Annotated in this window: 17 protein-coding genes; 12 read left to right on the top strand and 5 right to left on the bottom strand. The window is 67.2% G+C overall.

From position 1 onward, the window contains the following. Window positions 1-32 precede the first annotated feature (32 nt). Both A9310_RS13420 and A9310_RS13415 read left to right on the top strand, forming a co-directional pair. Window positions 33-365, top strand: a complete 333-nt coding sequence (locus A9310_RS13420) for a hypothetical protein (protein ID WP_064571124.1) — start codon at window positions 33-35, stop codon at window positions 363-365. Between the two features lie 43 nt (window positions 366-408). Next, complete coding sequence (locus A9310_RS13415; RefSeq protein ID WP_065631055.1) at window positions 409-918, top strand: carboxymuconolactone decarboxylase family protein; 510 nt, start codon at window positions 409-411, stop codon at window positions 916-918. A gap of 15 nt (window positions 919-933) precedes the next feature. Here the strand turns inward: A9310_RS13415 and A9310_RS13410 are convergent, their stop codons facing one another. Both A9310_RS13410 and A9310_RS13405 read right to left on the bottom strand, forming a co-directional pair. Further along, window positions 934-1,758: an ABC transporter permease gene (locus tag A9310_RS13410; RefSeq protein ID WP_083207371.1), complete on the bottom strand. Its 825-nt coding sequence runs from the start codon at window positions 1,756-1,758 to the stop codon at window positions 934-936. Further along, a complete protein-coding gene (locus A9310_RS13405; RefSeq protein WP_065631054.1) occupies window positions 1,755-2,741 on the bottom strand; it encodes an ATP-binding cassette domain-containing protein in 987 nt (328 codons plus the stop codon). The genes A9310_RS13410 and A9310_RS13405 overlap by 4 nt, the downstream gene beginning before the upstream one ends. 105 nt (window positions 2,742-2,846) lie before the next feature. Between A9310_RS13405 and A9310_RS13400 the strand changes: the two genes are divergently transcribed. Both A9310_RS13400 and A9310_RS13395 read left to right on the top strand, forming a co-directional pair. Next, window positions 2,847-3,548, top strand: a complete 702-nt coding sequence (locus A9310_RS13400) for a TetR/AcrR family transcriptional regulator (RefSeq protein WP_065631053.1) — start codon at window positions 2,847-2,849, stop codon at window positions 3,546-3,548. Window positions 3,549-3,615: 67 nt separating this feature from the next. Continuing rightward, window positions 3,616-4,854 (top strand): MFS transporter, encoded by a 1,239-nt coding sequence (locus A9310_RS13395; protein WP_065631084.1) that lies wholly within the window; start codon window positions 3,616-3,618, stop codon window positions 4,852-4,854. Here A9310_RS13395 and A9310_RS13390 read toward each other — a convergent pair. After that, window positions 4,835-5,443: a TetR/AcrR family transcriptional regulator gene (locus A9310_RS13390; RefSeq protein ID WP_065631052.1), complete on the bottom strand. Its 609-nt coding sequence runs from the start codon at window positions 5,441-5,443 to the stop codon at window positions 4,835-4,837. The genes A9310_RS13395 and A9310_RS13390 overlap by 20 nt on opposite strands. 116 nt (window positions 5,444-5,559) lie before the next feature. Between A9310_RS13390 and A9310_RS13385 the strand changes: the two genes are divergently transcribed. The 6 genes from A9310_RS13385 (at window position 5,560) to urtE (ending at window position 11,885) form a co-directional block, all read left to right on the top strand. Further along, the gene (locus tag A9310_RS13385) at window positions 5,560-6,606 is read left to right on the top strand and encodes an oxygenase MpaB family protein (protein ID WP_065631051.1); all 1,047 of its coding nucleotides are present in this window, start codon (window positions 5,560-5,562) and stop codon (window positions 6,604-6,606) included. Window positions 6,607-6,883: 277 nt separating this feature from the next. After that, on the top strand, window positions 6,884-8,197 hold the full coding sequence (urtA, locus tag A9310_RS13380; RefSeq protein WP_091344393.1) for an urea ABC transporter substrate-binding protein: 1,314 nt from the start codon (window positions 6,884-6,886) through the stop codon (window positions 8,195-8,197). Window positions 8,198-8,299: 102 nt separating this feature from the next. Beyond that, window positions 8,300-9,187: an urea ABC transporter permease subunit UrtB gene (urtB, locus tag A9310_RS13375; protein ID WP_058252491.1), complete on the top strand. Its 888-nt coding sequence runs from the start codon at window positions 8,300-8,302 to the stop codon at window positions 9,185-9,187. Next, window positions 9,184-10,296, top strand: coding sequence for an urea ABC transporter permease subunit UrtC (gene urtC, locus A9310_RS13370; protein WP_065631050.1), 1,113 nt, complete (start codon window positions 9,184-9,186; stop codon window positions 10,294-10,296). The genes urtB and urtC overlap by 4 nt, the downstream gene beginning before the upstream one ends. Then, window positions 10,293-11,189 (top strand): urea ABC transporter ATP-binding protein UrtD, encoded by an 897-nt coding sequence (urtD, locus tag A9310_RS13365; RefSeq protein ID WP_065631049.1) that lies wholly within the window; start codon window positions 10,293-10,295, stop codon window positions 11,187-11,189. The genes urtC and urtD overlap by 4 nt, the downstream gene beginning before the upstream one ends. Before the next feature lie 3 nt (window positions 11,190-11,192). Further along, window positions 11,193-11,885, top strand: coding sequence for an urea ABC transporter ATP-binding subunit UrtE (urtE, locus tag A9310_RS13360; RefSeq protein ID WP_065631048.1), 693 nt, complete (start codon window positions 11,193-11,195; stop codon window positions 11,883-11,885). Window positions 11,886-11,903: 18 nt separating this feature from the next. Here urtE and A9310_RS13355 read toward each other — a convergent pair whose 3' ends face one another. Further along, complete coding sequence (locus A9310_RS13355) at window positions 11,904-12,725, bottom strand: SDR family NAD(P)-dependent oxidoreductase (RefSeq protein ID WP_065631047.1); 822 nt, start codon at window positions 12,723-12,725, stop codon at window positions 11,904-11,906. A gap of 106 nt (window positions 12,726-12,831) precedes the next feature. On the opposite strand from A9310_RS13355, the gene A9310_RS13350 reads away from it, so the two are divergent. Continuing rightward, window positions 12,832-13,434 carry a TetR/AcrR family transcriptional regulator gene (locus A9310_RS13350; RefSeq protein WP_065631046.1) on the top strand — a complete coding sequence of 201 codons (603 nt, stop codon included), beginning with the start codon at window positions 12,832-12,834 and terminating at the stop codon, window positions 13,432-13,434. A 24-nt stretch (window positions 13,435-13,458) separates the two neighbouring features. On the opposite strand, the gene A9310_RS13345 is transcribed toward A9310_RS13350, so the two are convergent. Further along, the gene (locus A9310_RS13345; protein WP_065631045.1) at window positions 13,459-14,199 is read right to left on the bottom strand and encodes a guanylate cyclase; all 741 of its coding nucleotides are present in this window, start codon (window positions 14,197-14,199) and stop codon (window positions 13,459-13,461) included. A gap of 58 nt (window positions 14,200-14,257) precedes the next feature. Between A9310_RS13345 and A9310_RS13340 the strand changes: the two genes are divergently transcribed. Continuing rightward, window positions 14,258-14,437: a hypothetical protein gene (locus A9310_RS13340; RefSeq protein WP_065631044.1), complete on the top strand. Its 180-nt coding sequence runs from the start codon at window positions 14,258-14,260 to the stop codon at window positions 14,435-14,437. Window positions 14,438-14,520 lie beyond the last annotated feature (83 nt).

Genomic DNA, 14,520 nt, shown 5'->3' with positions numbered 1-14,520 from the left:
TGCCGGACGGCCCGGCAGGGTATCGCTGGACCATGACTGATCCGCACAATGCTGCCGACCGTGGACGCGCCGACGTCGAGAAGCGCTGGCAGGACACCGGAAGCTACCGGTCCGCGGCCCTGTATGTCGTGGCCGTGGTCGCGCTCGGCGCGGTGGCCTGCGCGGTCTTCCTCGCCGTCGACCGCGCCAATATCGTCCTCGCGTCGCTCGTCCCCGGTGTGTTCCTTCTCGGCGGGATCGGTGCGCTGGTCAACGCCTACCGCACCTATCGCCGGGGCGGCACCTGGCCGATGTGGCAGGGCGCGGCGTGGTTCCTGTTCGCCCTCATGCTCGTGGCGCTGGCGTTTCCCGCGATGGCGGGCTGATGCCTGTTTCCCACTGTGACGGGCTGATGTCTACTGTGGGGCCATGCCTGCGCAACGGGTGCGAATCGACAAGACCACGCCGCAGGTCTACCGAAAGCTGATCGCGGTATCGGCCGAGGTCGCCGCGGCCGCCGAATCGATCGGGCTGAGTCGGTCCCTCGTGGAATTGGTGAACCTGCGGTGTTCGCAGCTCAACGGTTGCGCCTTCTGCATGGATCTCCATGCGCAACTGGGCCGCTCTGCGGGTCTGACGACGCAGCAGATCGACGTCATGGCCGGGTGGCGGGATGCGCCGGACCTCTACGACGACGTCGAGCAAGCGGCTCTGGAGATCGCCGAGCTCGTCACCGAACTGCCGGCGCACGACGCGGCCGACCTCGCCTACGACCGGGCGACGGACATCCTCGACACCGACCAGACCGCGGTGCTGATCTGGGCGGCGGTGACCATCAACGCGTTCAACCGGATGTCCATCGTGAGCGGGTACCGCCCCCGGCCCGGCGCCTCGCCGCAGAAGGCGGCAACACCGTTCACCGGTGGCGCGACAGGCTAGTCGGCCGTCCTCGCGTCACCGCCCTTTGCGTGCGAACACCCAGCCGGCCGCCGCGAGTGACACCAGCGCGATCGCCGCGCACCAGGCCAGGCCCGTCACCGCTGTCGACGTCAGATCGTGCACCGGTGACCCGCCGGTGCCCATGCCGACCAGCAGGGCTCGAATGGACTCGATGACCGGTGTGACCGGTTGTGCCTCGGCGAAGCCGCGCAGCCAGGCCGGCATCGTCTCGGGTGGCACGAACGCACTCGAGACATACGGCAGGAAGAGCATGACGAAGCCGAAACCGCCTGCCGCGGCGGGCGTTCGCACCGCCACGCCGATGAACGCGGCGAGGCAGGTGATGGCCAGGATGTAGGCGAGGACCATCCCGGCGGCCCCGAGCCATTCGAACAGCGACGCCGACGGCCGGAAACCGATGGCGACCGCGACGATCAGGACGACCGCGGTGGAGACGGAGTTCTTCACCAGGCTGGCCGCGACATGGCCGAACACCATGGTCGCGCCCACGATGGGCATCGACCGAAAGCGGTCGATGACGCCGCCGTTCATGTCATTCGCCACCGCCAGTGCGGTATTGGACGCGCCGTAGCCCGCGCACAGCAGGATGACTCCAGGAGTCGCGTAGGTGATGTAGTCGGTACCCACCGACATCGCGCCGCCGAAGACGTAGACGAACATCAGCATGATGGCGATCGGCAGGACGAGCGCGAGGATCAACTCGTCCGGATCGCGGCTCATCATGCGCAGCGATCGCGCGAACATCGTGGTCGCGTCGATCTGCAGGTGCCGTAGTCGCTTCGACGACGAGCGCTCGGCGAGGGCAGTGGTGAGACTCATGCCGCGACCTCGTTCCCGGTGGCCGGTTCGGCGGGTTGTCCGGTTGCCGCGAGAAACACGTCGTCCAGTGTGGGAGAGCGCAATTCCCAGGAATCGACGGTGGCGACGGTCCGATCGGCGAGATCGAGGACCGCGCGTGTGTGGGCCACCGACCGGTCGGTGGGCACGCGGACGATGGTCGACTGGACCGACGGCCCGAAAGCCGCCAGGTCGGAGGCGAGGGCGGTGGCGTCGGCCGCGGTCGGCACGACGAACTCGAGCGCGGCCTCGCCGACGCGGCGTTTCAGGTCGGCCGGTGTACCGGCGGTCCCGATCCGGCCGCCACTGATGAGGGCCACGCGGTCGGCGAGGCGGTCCGCCTCCTCCAGATACTGCGTGGTCAATAGGACTGCCGTCCCCTGCGCGACCACGTCGTCGATCACCTGCCAGAGCATCTGACGGCTGCGCGGGTCGAGGCCGGTCGTCGGCTCGTCGAGGAAGAGGACCACCGGCCGGTCGAGGAGTCCCGCGGCGAGATCGAGACGCCGGCGCATACCGCCGGAGTACGTCGCGACCAGTCGGTCGGCGGCGTCGGTGAGATCGAAGGCGAGCAGGAGTTCGTCGACGCGGTGATCGACGGTGCGGCGGGGATGGTGCGCGAGCCGACCCATCATCCTCAGGTTCTCGCGACCGGTGAGCTTGTCGTCGACGGCCGCGTATTGCCCGGTCAGACTGATGATCTCGCGGACCCGGCGGCGATCGGCGACGACGTCGAAGCCGCCGACGCGGGCGGTCCCTCCGTCGGGGCGGGTGAGGGTGGACAGGATGCGCACCGTGGTCGTCTTACCCGCGCCGTTGGGGCCGAGCAGGGCGACGACCTCCCCGGCGCCGACGTCGAGGTCCAGCCCGCGCAGGACGGGCACCCGGGAGTCCCCGCGGCCCAACGATTTCGTGAGGCAGACGGCCTCGACCGGCATGGGTGACGAACGGTCCGGGACGGTCATGTCGGACTCCGATCTGTTTATGTGTAAAACTGTTTACTCCAGTAACTGCGTACAGTAGACGCAGTTGTGCGCGACGGCAAGGGTCGCCGACCGAGAGGATCGCGAATGGCAGAGGGTGGGGACGAGACGCTGCAACGGCTGTGGACAGGTGGCAGGGCGGGCAGCCGTGGTCCCAAACCGGCCCTCGATCTCGACCGCATCGTCGACGCCGCGATCGCGATCGCCGACACCGACGGCCTCGACGCGGTTTCCATGGCGCGCGTGGGTGAGGCGCTCGGCTGTTCGGCCATGGCCCTGTATCGCCACGTGTCCGGCAAGGCTCAGCTGCTGAGCCTCATGGTGGACGCGGTGGCGGGTCAGCTCGCGTTGCCGCCGCGCCGAGGGGAGTGGCGCGAGGATCTGGCGGCGTGGACGCGGGCGCAGATCGACGGCATGGTCGAACGCCCCTGGTTCCTCGAACTGCCGCTGACGGTCGCGGTCCCGGGGCCGCGTCGAATGCGTTGGATGGAGGCGGGTTTCGAGATCCTGAAGGATTTCGACCTGCCCGGTGACGACAAACTCGAGATCCTCGGCCTGCTCGCCCAGTATGTGCTGTCGGCAACCCGGTTGGAGATCGAGATGCGGCGTGCGACGGGTACCGATGTGGAGTCGGACTTCGAGCAGGTGCTGACCGGTCTCGCCGATCCCGCGCAGTACCCGTACCTGTTCGCGGCGATGCAGAGCGCGGGCGGGGAGTCCGACGACCGTGAATTCGGGCTGCAGCTCATTCTCGACGGCATCGCATCGCGCGCCACCGGCTCGCCCTGACGCGTCACCGGGCACTCTGACCGGCCGCCCACCGCCGCACTCGCATCTGTGCGGCATGATGTCACCCATGTCGACTGTGCGCTCGGGCCGGCTCGCGGTCGGCACGCTGTCGCTGCTCACCGTTCTCTACTTCGCGCAGGGCCTGCCCTACGGATTCTTCAGCCAGGCGGTGCCGGTCATCCTCCGCGAGGAGGGTTACTCACTGACCCAGATCAGCGTGTACGGACTGTTGTTCGCGCCCTGGGGCCTGAAATTCCTGTGGGCGCCCTATGTCGACGCCTACGGCACCCGGCGCAGATGGCTGGTGTCCCTGCAGTTGTCGTCGGCGGTCGTCGCACTCGTCTTGGCGACGCTCGATCTGTCCGGGTCCCTGGTCTGGCTCCTGATCGGCATCGCGGTCATCAACCTGCTGTCGGCGACGCAGGACATCGCGACCGACGGGCTGGCGGTGTCGATGCTCGAGCCGCGTCAGCGCGGTCTGGGCAACGGAATCCAGGTGGGCGCGTACCGAATCGGCATGATCGCCGGCGGCGGCGGGCTCCTCTGGCTGTTCTCGTTCGCCGGCTGGCGCACCTTGTTCGTCGTGATGGCGGTGCTCCTGTTCGCGGTCACCGTCGGCGTGTGGTTTCTCGCCCGTGAGCCGAGCCGACCGACCGGCGATGCGCAGCCGACACCGTCGAAGCGGGTGTCGCCCGGGTTGTTGCTGACGGGCTGGTCGTCGCGGCTCCGACGTCCGGGCGTGATCACGTTCATCCTCGTCGTCGGCGCGTTCAAGTTCGGTAACTCGATGGCGTCGGCGCTGGTGGGCCCGTTCATGTCCGACATCGGACTCACACTGGGCCAGATCGCGCTCGTCGAAGGTGCGTTGTCGTCGGCCGGAGCGCTCGGCGGAGCCGCGCTCGGCGGGTGGCTCGCGTACACCTACGGTCGGCGGCACGCACTGCTCGTCGGCGGTGTCACCCAGACACTCAGTCTTGGAGTGTATCTGGTCGCGTCGATCGGCGTCGGCGGCTTCTGGCTGGTGGTCACGGCCAGCCTCGCCGAGCACATCCTGGGTGGCGCGGCGACCGTCGCGGTGTTCACCCTGATGATGGATGCGTGCCAGAAGGGCTACGAGGGCAGCGACTACACCTTGTTCGCGTGCGCGGTGGTCGGCGTGCAGGGCGCGGCCGGGTTCGCCGCCGGGATCGTCGGCGACCTGTTCGGGTTCCCGGCGATCTTCGCGACCGGCCTGATCCTGTCCGGCCTCGGCTGCCTGGTCATGATCCGGGCCCTCGATCGCGGTCTCATGAAACGTCTCGGGTAGGCAGGAGGGTCGCCATCGCCTCGTCGACGACGCGGTCGAGGTCGTCACCCAGGCTGCCGGCCAAGAACTGTTGCACCAGTTCGGACATCGCGCCGGTGAAGATCGCGGCCCGCACCCGGCTCGTGAGCCGGTCGGTGTCGCGGGCGTCGGCCTCGGCGAACGCGAGGTCGCGGAGCATGCCCTGGGTGGTGGCCCGCCGTTCGGCGAGAACGGGATTGGTCACCCCGGCGGTGAACAACACGCGGCCGCGCCGCGGATCCGACGACGCGTGGCCGAGGACCGCACGGATACCCGCGCGGGTGCGTGACCGGACCGAGGGGCCCGCCTCGCGCATCGCGGCCTCGACCACCACGCCGAGTTCCGCCGTCGCGGTGTCGTAGACCGCGCCGAGCAGATCGTCGGTGTCGGAGAAGCTCTCGTAGAAGTACCGGGTGTTGTAGCCGCAATACCGGCACACCGAGCGGACCGACAGCTCGGCTTCCGCGCCGACGCCTCCGAAGATGTCGAAGGCGGCCGCGATCAGGGCCGCTCTACGCTCCGCGCGCCGGTCCGCGAGCGGTACGCCCGCCCAGCGGGTCGGTGAGGACATCTGCTCACCATAGTCGGCCGCCAGCGTACCCCGCACAGATCTGGTCACGCCTGTACCCAAATAGTTACTCTGGGTACGACCGTGACCAATGGTCGACCCGAGCGGAAGGTCTGTAGATGACTGTGTCCATGGCTCCTCTCCGACTGCCGTCGACCGACTGGATTCCGGTTCCCCTCCCGCACGAGTTCGTCGGGTCCTGGCTGAACGGCAAGTTCGACGCCCACGTCCGAGCGAAGTTCTTCCGCGGGATGGACTTCGAGAAGCCGGCCGGCGATCCGGGTTGGTTCGGCCCGGGCAGCGCGACCTGGTACGTCCATTCGCACACGCCCGCGCTCATCTTCGGTCTGCAGTGTGCGTCGTACCYGGAGCGTCTCGACCCGAGCATCTTCTGGATGGGTGTGCAGCACTCGCGGCTGGTCCGGCGCCGCGAGGACGGAACCCCGACCCTGTCCATCGATCCCGACGGCGCGATGACCAGACTCGGGCACTCGCTGGCCTTCTTCATGGGGACCGCGTACGGCTCGACCGAGTCCGCCGAGCGACTGGCGCGGACGGTACGCGCGATGCACCACACCATCAAAGGTGTCCGGCCCGACGGTGCGGCCTACGACGCCGACGATCCGGCCTGGCTTCGCTGGAACTATGCCACCGTCGTCTGGGGTATCGCCACCGCGCACGAGATCTACCACCCGCAGCCGCTGCGGGGCGCCGAACTCGACGGCTATTACCGGGAATTCGTGCGCGTCGGTCACGCGCTGGGTGGGACCGACCTGCCCACGACCAAAGCCGACACCCTCACCTGCTTGGCCGAGTACCTGCCGAAACTCGCACTGACACATGGCAATGCGATGGCCACCGGGTTGAACGTACGCAACCCGGCCCAGGGCGCCGTGGACTGGGCGATCCGTGACACGATGCCCCGCTGGGCCCAGCAGCTCATCATGTACCGCCCGCCCAATCCGGTCGAACGGCGTGCGCGCCGGAGTGCGGTGTGGGGTCTGATCAACTCCGCCCACCTGACGATGGGGGAGGCGCCGGAGTTCGCGGCCGCTCGTCGTCGCGTGGCGCACGGGACGACGGTGCCGCACACGCTTCCGCGCTATGAACTCGGATCTGACCCCGAGCGTACCCGTGCCGAAATCGAGGCCTCGTTCGCCCGTTAGCCGCTGTGGGCGCTCGTGTCAAACCGGGTCGCTCCGAAACTTCAATGAAGGCAACGGAATTCGCCGGCATCAGATCGTGACGGCGGGTCCGGAAGCGGAAACATCGATTTCATCTCACGTCACGCCGGTGTAACAAAGTCAATTTACGTTTACCTCCCATACGCCAGATCGCAAGGCTTGCGACGCGTATCTCATCGGGGGTCACGCGGTGACAGGCCGCGTGTTCGTCGTGCCCCCATCTGAGTGGACCTGAGACGTAATGAGAAAGGCTTCGCCGATGCCGTCTGTTCCGTTGCCGCCCGGCCCCCCGCCGGCGGACATCCCGCCGTCCGCCCCGACCCGGTCACGCCGTCGGCGGTACGGCATCCTGGTCCCCGCGGCGCTGTCCGCGGTGGCGCTGGTCCTGAGCGCCTGTGGCAGTTCGGCCAGCGAGGAATCGGCATCGAGCGCCGAATCGTGTGTCGACACCTCCGGGAGCACCATCAAGGTCGGCTCGCTGAACTCGCTGTCGGGCACCATGGCGATCTCCGAGGTCACCGTGCGTGACTCGATCAAGCTCGCCGTCGATCAGATCAACGACAACGGCGGAGTGCTGGGCAAACAGATTCAGCTCATCGGCGAGGACGGGGCCTCCGAGCCGACGATCTTCGCGGAGAAGGCCGAGAAGCTGATCTCGAGTGACTGCGTCGCAGCGGTGTTCGGCGGTTGGACGTCGTCGAGCCGCAAGGCCATGCTGCCGGTCTTCGAGGACAACAACTCGCTGTTGTACTACCCGGTGCAGTACGAGGGCCTGGAGTCGTCGCCGAACATCTTCTACACCGGCGCCACGACGAACCAGCAGATCGTGCCGGCCCTGGAGTACCTGAAGGAGGAGGGCGTGAAGTCGCTCTACCTCGTCGGTAGCGACTATGTCTTCCCGCAGACGGCCAACCGTGTCATCAAGGCGTACGCGGAGGCCAACGGCATCGAGATCAAGGGCGAGGACTACACCCCGCTCGGTTCGACGGACTTCTCGACGATCGTCAACAAGGTCCGTACCGCCGACGCCGACGCCGTGTTCAACACTCTCAACGGCGATTCCAACGTCGCGTTCTTCCGCGAGTACAAGAACGTCGGACTGACCCCGCAGGCCATGCCGGTCGTCTCGGTGTCCATCGCGGAGGAAGAGGTCGGCGGTATCGGTGTGGACAACATCGAGGGCCAGCTGGTCGCGTGGGACTACTACCAGACCGTCGACAACCCGGTGAACGCCTCGTTCGTCCGTGACTACAAGGCCGCCTACGGTGCCAACAAGCCGACCTCCGACCCGATGGAGGCCGCCTACGTCTCGGTCTACCTGTGGAAGAACACCGTCGAGAAGGCCCAGTCGTTCGCCGTCGCCGACGTTCAGAAGGCGGCCGGCGGAGTCACTTTCGATGCTCCGGAGGGGCTCGTCACGATCGACGGTGAGAACAACCACATCACCAAGACCGCGCGCATCGGTGAGATCCGTGGCGACGGACTGATCTACACGGTGTGGGATTCGGGTCAGCCGATCGAGCCGGACCCCTACCTGAAGTCGTACCCGTGGGCCGAGGGCCTGAGCAACTGACACCGTCGACGACCCGTCCCGCGTCCTCCGGCGACGCGGGACGGGTCGCGCACGGTCCCTCCCGGCGAACGCGGCACTCGCCGACGACGAACGGATAGACACGTGGAAACCGTTATCGGACAGCTCTTCACCGGGCTCAGTCTCGGTTCGATCCTGCTTCTCGCAGCTCTCGGCCTGTCCCTGACCTTCGGTCAGATGGGCGTGATCAACATGGCCCACGGGTCGTTCATCATGGCCGGGTCCTACACCGCGTACACGGTGCAGGAATACCTGATCTCCAATGCCGGGGTGTCCCTGCTGGTCTCGCTGGTCATCGGGTTCCTCGTCGGCGGCCTGATGGGCGTTCTCCTCGAGGTCACCCTGATCAAGCGGATGTACGACCGCCCACTGGACACACTCCTGGTGACGTTCGGTGTCGGATTGATCCTCCAGCAGCTCGCCCGCGACATCTTCGGCGCGCCGGCGGTCGACGTCGTCGCACCGTCGTGGTTGTCCGGCGGCGTCGACATCCTCGGCGCGGTCGTCCCGAAGACACGCCTGTTCATCATGCTGCTGGCCATCGTCGCGGTCACCGCGATCGCGGTGACCATGAAGTACACGCCGATGGGTCGGCGCATCCGCGCCGTCGTCCAGCACCGGGATCTCGCCGAGACGAGCGGGATCTCCAGCCGCCGAACCGACATCACGACGTTCTTCATCGGTTCGGGACTCGCCGGCATCGCCGGGGTCGCACTGACGTTGATCGGATCCACCAGCTCGAACACCGGGATGACCTATCTGATCGACGCATTCCTGGTCGTCGTCATCGGCGGGCTGGGCCAGATCAAGGGCGCGGTCATCGCGGCCATCGCGCTCGGCGTCCTGAACTCGTTCATCGAATACAACACGACGGCGTCGGTGGCGAAGGTCGCCGTGTTCGTCATCATCGTGATCTTCCTGCAGATCCGGCCGCAGGGGCTGTTCACGGTCCAGTCGAGGAGTCTTGTGTGAAGGACTATTTCAGCAGTTCCTGGAAGGTCTGGGCGGGCTTCGGCGTCGCCGCCATCCTGTTGTTCGCGGTCGCTCCCGCCGTCCTCTCGGACTTCCGTCTCAACCTGCTCGGCAAGTTCCTCTGCTTCGGCATCGTCGCGGTGGGCATCGGCCTGGCCTGGGGTCGTGGTGGCATGCTCACCCTCGGCCAGGGTGTGTACTTCGGGCTGGGTGCTTACATCATGGCCATGCACCTGAAGATCTCCGACGCGGAATTGCGCGGCGACGACGTGCCCGACTTCATGCAGATCGCCGGGATCAGCGAACTGCCGGGGTACTGGAAGCCTTTCGCCTCGCCGGTGGTGACGATCCTGGGCATTCTGCTGGTACCGACGTTGCTGGCGATCCTGCTGGGTCTCGGCGTGTTCAAACGGCGCGTCAAGGGTGCCTACTTCGCCATCCTGTCCCAGGCGCTGGCCGCCGCCTTCGCGATCCTGCTCATCGGTCAGCAGACCACCGGTGGCAGCAACGGCCTCAACCGTTTTCGCAGCTTCTTCGGGCTCGCCCTGAACGACCCGGTGAACCGGCAGCTGCTGTTCTTCATCACCGCGGCCATCCTGCTCGCCGTCGTGGCGATCACCCGTCAGCTGATGTACAGCCGGTACGGCGAACTGCTGGTCGCCGTCCGCGACCAGGAGGAGCGGGTTCGGTTCCTCGGCTACGACCCGGCCAACACCAAGGTCGTCGCCTACGCGATCGCGGCGTTGTTCGCGAGCATCGCGGGGGCCATGTTCGTTCCCATCGTCGGCATCATCTCGCCCGCCGACGTCGGGATCGTGCCGTCGATCGCCTTCCTGATCGGCGTCGCCATCGGCGGGCGCACAACGCTTCTCGGCCCGGTCCTCGGCGCCATCGCGGTGGCCTGGGCGCAGACCAGTCTGTCGGAGAGCTTCCCGTCCGGCTGGACTTATGCGCAGGGAATCCTGTTCATCGTGGTCGTCGGGTTCTTCCCGGCCGGGCTGGCCGGCCTGGGAGCACTGGTCAAGTGGCGCCGGAAGAGGGCGCCGGATTCGTCCCCGACCGCCGACATCGACGAACACACCAGCAGCAAGGTAGGAGCGTCGTCATGACCGAAGCAGAATCGACGGTCGTCGGGCACCCGCCGGTCGCCGGCGGCAACGCCGGGATGGACAGCGACTACCTCCAGGTGCGCGGTCTCAGCGTGGAGTTCGACGGTTTCAAGGCCGTCTCCGACGTGGATCTCACACTGCTGCAGGGTGATCTGCGGTTCCTGATCGGTCCGAACGGTGCCGGCAAGACCACCATCATCGACGCCATCACCGGCCTGGTGAAGTCCACCGGTTCGATCCAGAAGTCCGGTGTCGAACTGGTCGGCAAGAAGGTGCACCAGATCGCGCGGCTCGGGGTGGGCCGGACCTTCCAGACCGCGAGCGTCTTCGAGGAACTGAGTGTGCTGCAGAACCTCGACATCGCCGCGGGCGCCGGGCGTTCGGTGTGGACGATGCTGCGGCGTCGACCGACGCAGATCCCCGACTCGATCGCCGAGGCGCTCGAAACCATCGGCCTGCAGGACCTGGCCGACACACCCGCGGGCGTACTGGCCCATGGTCAGAAGCAATGGCTCGAGATCGGGATGCTGTTGGTGCAGAACGCCTCGGTGCTGCTGCTGGACGAGCCGGTCGCCGGGATGAGCCACGAAGAGCGTGAGGAGACCGGGAACCTGTTGCGCCGCATCGGCGGTGAGCGCACCGTCGTGGTCGTCGAGCACGACATGGACTTCATGAGGTCCTTCGCGACATCGGTCACCGTGCTCGCACGGGGTCGGGTGCTCGCCGAGGGCACGGTCGCCGAGGTCCAGGCGAACCCGAAGGTCCAGGAGGTGTACCTCGGGACCGCGGCCGGCGGTGAAGAACTCGAGGAGATCGCCGCCGAGGTCGACTCCGACACGACTGCGACTTCGGCGAACGCGGCTGCAACGCAACCGATCACGGAGAAGGGCTGAACCATGCTGAAGATCTCCGGAGTCCATGCGGGCTACGGTCGGACCGAGGTGATCCACGGGGTCGACATCGAGGTACCGGCCGACGGCGTCGTCGCGGTGATGGGACACAACGGGGCCGGGAAGACGACCCTGCTGCGCGCGGCCGTCGGGTTGGTGAAGACCACCAAGGGCACCATCACGTTCGACGGCGTCGACATCACCCGGGCGCGTCCGAGCGTACGGGTCGGGCACGGCATCGCCTACGTGCCCCAGGGGCAGCAGAGTTTCGGCCATCTCACCACTGCCGAGAACCTGCAGGTGGTGGCCGACGGCCGCAAACGCGGCAAGGAGCTGGTCGCCGAGATGCTGGACATGTTCCCGGCACTCAAGGAGCTGCTGGGTCGACGCGCCGGCCTGTTGTCCGGCGGCCAGCGTCAGCAGCTGGCGATCGCGCGCGCGCTCATCACCGAGCCGCGGATGCTCATCCTCGACGAGCCGACCGAGGGCATCCAGCCGTCGGTCGTCGCCGAGATCGAGCAGACCATCACCACGCTCACCCAGCGCGGTGGGCTGGGCGTGCTCCTCGTCGAACAGCACATCGGGTTCGCCCTCGAGGCGGCGCAGCGGTACTACGTGCTGGAGAGCGGCCGCGTGACGTCGTCGGGTGAGGGCGGCACGACCGCCGAAAGTGCTGTGCGCGAGGCGATGACGATCTAGTACGACGCGCGGGCCACCTCAGCCGGGCGCCTGCCGGCTGAGGTGCTCCCACTTGTGGTAGTCCCGGTCACGTGCGCGGTCCATCTCGAGCACGTGGTCGAACGACTGGCTGCCGACGATCAGGCGCCGAGGCGGGTCGGGGAGCGCCACGAGTTCCAGGATGACCGGCGCGGCCGTGGTCGGCGGAGGTCCGGCGTCGTCACCCCACGACGATTCCATCTCGGCTCGCAGGTCCCGATACTCCGGCATCGGTTCGGTGTTCGTCGTACCGGCAGTGAACAACCCGGTGTCGTAACCGCCCATCTGCAGGATGGTGACCTTGACGCCGAATTGCTCGGCCTCCATCGCCAGCGCCTCACTGACCGAGTCGAGCGCGGCCTTGCCCGCTCCGTAGAAGCCGACGGTGGCCATTCCTCCGCCGCTGCCCATCGACGTCACCTGCAGCAGGCGTCCGCCGCCGCCGGCGCGCAGGTGGGGCAGCACGGCTTGCGCGACCCAGACGGCACCGAAGAAGTTCAGGTCGAGGTGCGCCCTGATCTGGGCCTCGGTGGCTTCCTCGACCATCCCGTAGAGCATTCCGCCGGCGTTGTTGACGACGATGTCGAGTCGGCCGAACGCGGTGACCGCTGCATCGACGCCGTCGAACACGGCCTGCCGGTCCGTGACGTCGAGCGACAGGGGATGGAGTTGATCGGGATGTCGCGTGGCCAGCGACGCCAGCGGTTCGATGTTGCGGGCGACGGCCACGACCTCGTCGCCGGCGGCAAGTGCCGCTTCGGTGAACGCGCGTCCGAGTCCGCGGGATGCGCCGGTGATGAACCAGACCCGTGCGTCGATCATCGAATTTCCTCCTAAGTAAACGGAACGGTCCGTCTCAGAATGACTATGGCCAAGTCCGCCTCGCATGTCAAACGCAACGTCTCGTTTCATGAACTAGGCTCGACCCATGACGACAGCTGCAGGTCCCGATCACTCACGCCGCAGAGAGCGGTCTCGCCAGGCGATCCTCGAAGCGACCCGAGCCCTGGTCGTGGAGCAGTCATACGACAAGGTCACGGTGGAGGCGATCGCGGCCCGGGCCGGTGTCGGCAAACAGACGATCTATCGACGGTGGCCGTCGAAGAGCGCGGTCGTCTTCGCAGCGGTGCTCGCACTGAGCGAGGGGGCCGACGGGCAGTCGGTCGAACTGCCGGACACCGGAGATCTCGAGGCGGACCTGAAACAGGTCATGCGGGAGACGGTGGCAGAGTTCGCCGATCCGTCCTTCGATCGCCTGATCCGGGCGGTGAACACGGAGATCGCGAATGACGCCGACCTTGCGGCGGAGTACCGGGAGAAGCTGTCGCGACCGCTGGACGACGCCAAGAAGGCTCGGCTTCGCACGGCCGAGCGGGCGGGCCAGCTGCCCCCCGACACCGACCTCGACCTGTTTCTGGAGATGCTCTACGCCCCGTTGTTCCAGCGGTGGTTGCACCGCAGCGGCCCGCTGACCGACATCTACGCCGACGCACTCGTCGAGGCGACGCTCCGGGCCTTCGGAGGGAGATGAGGGTCGGCCCGGTCCGCGCCGTCGTCAGTCCAGCCGGACTCCGATCTCGGGGGTGAGTTCGTGCGGCGCGTGGAGGGGGAGATTGTCGCCGCTCCAGAATCGCCCGGGGTCGAACCAGTTGGAGTCCTTGGACGCGTCGAGGATGCCCATCTCCCGATAGGTGATGGCCACCACCTCGGCGCAGTAGGCGGCTTCTAATCCGACGCCCTCGGTGTTCTGGCTTTTCCGCTGCTGCCGTTCGTCGCGTCGTTGACGGACCTTGCGGTCGAGGTAGGGGATGCCCCGGACGAGGTCGGTCGAGTTGGGCACCCGGCCGCGAAACCACCGGCCGGCCAGGCGCGCGGTGGTCGGGAACGGCGTCCCGTCGAGTTCGGCGATCACCTTGAGGAGAGCGTTCTCCTGATCCGGGGAGACCTCCGGCGTGAGCTGTCGGAACCAGCACGCCTGCTTGTAGCGGATCATCCACTGCTCCGCGGCTTCTCGAGCGTCGTGTAGCTGCACGCCGCGATGATTCGATCCGGTCCACACGTCGGTCAGCCGATCGCCGAGCTCTGCGTGCCACAGCAGCGGTGGCAGATCGTCGATGCAGACCGCCATCGCGACATGGTTCACGGGAGCGTTGGTCAGGGTGCGGATGGCCCGGTCCGGTCCGGAATGGCCGCGGAAGAGCCAGATGTCGCCGGTGCGGGTGGCGTCGAGTGCGTCGGTCAACGAGATGCCGGCGTCGGCGCGGTCTCGGCCGAGGAGAATTCTGCTGGTGGGCACGAGAGCAGGCTAATGCGTCCGGAGCACGCACGACGCCCGCGCGACCTATCCTGCCCGCATGAGGAACCTGTGGAAATGGCTGGGATTGGCGGGCGCGGTCGGGGTGGCCACCGGCGGGGTGATGGTCGCGCGTGACCAGCGGCAGCGGAAGTCCTATTCGGCCGACGATGTCCGGGCACGCCTCCATCAGCGGCTCGACGAGACGGAGACTGCGGGTGGCGGAACCGCTGATTCCTGAAGACCGGAGTGGCGGAGCCACTGATTCCTGAGGACCGGAGTGGCGGAGCCACTGATTCCTGAGGACACTGGACAGCGTTGACC

The sequence above is a fragment of the Gordonia sp. UCD-TK1 genome (genome assembly GCF_001691435.1).
In the GTDB taxonomy this organism is placed as follows: Bacteria; Actinomycetota; Actinomycetes; order Mycobacteriales; family Mycobacteriaceae; genus Gordonia; species Gordonia hongkongensis.
The sequence above is the reverse complement of the archived record's forward strand: the minus strand, read 5'-3'. Positions and strand labels throughout refer to the sequence as shown.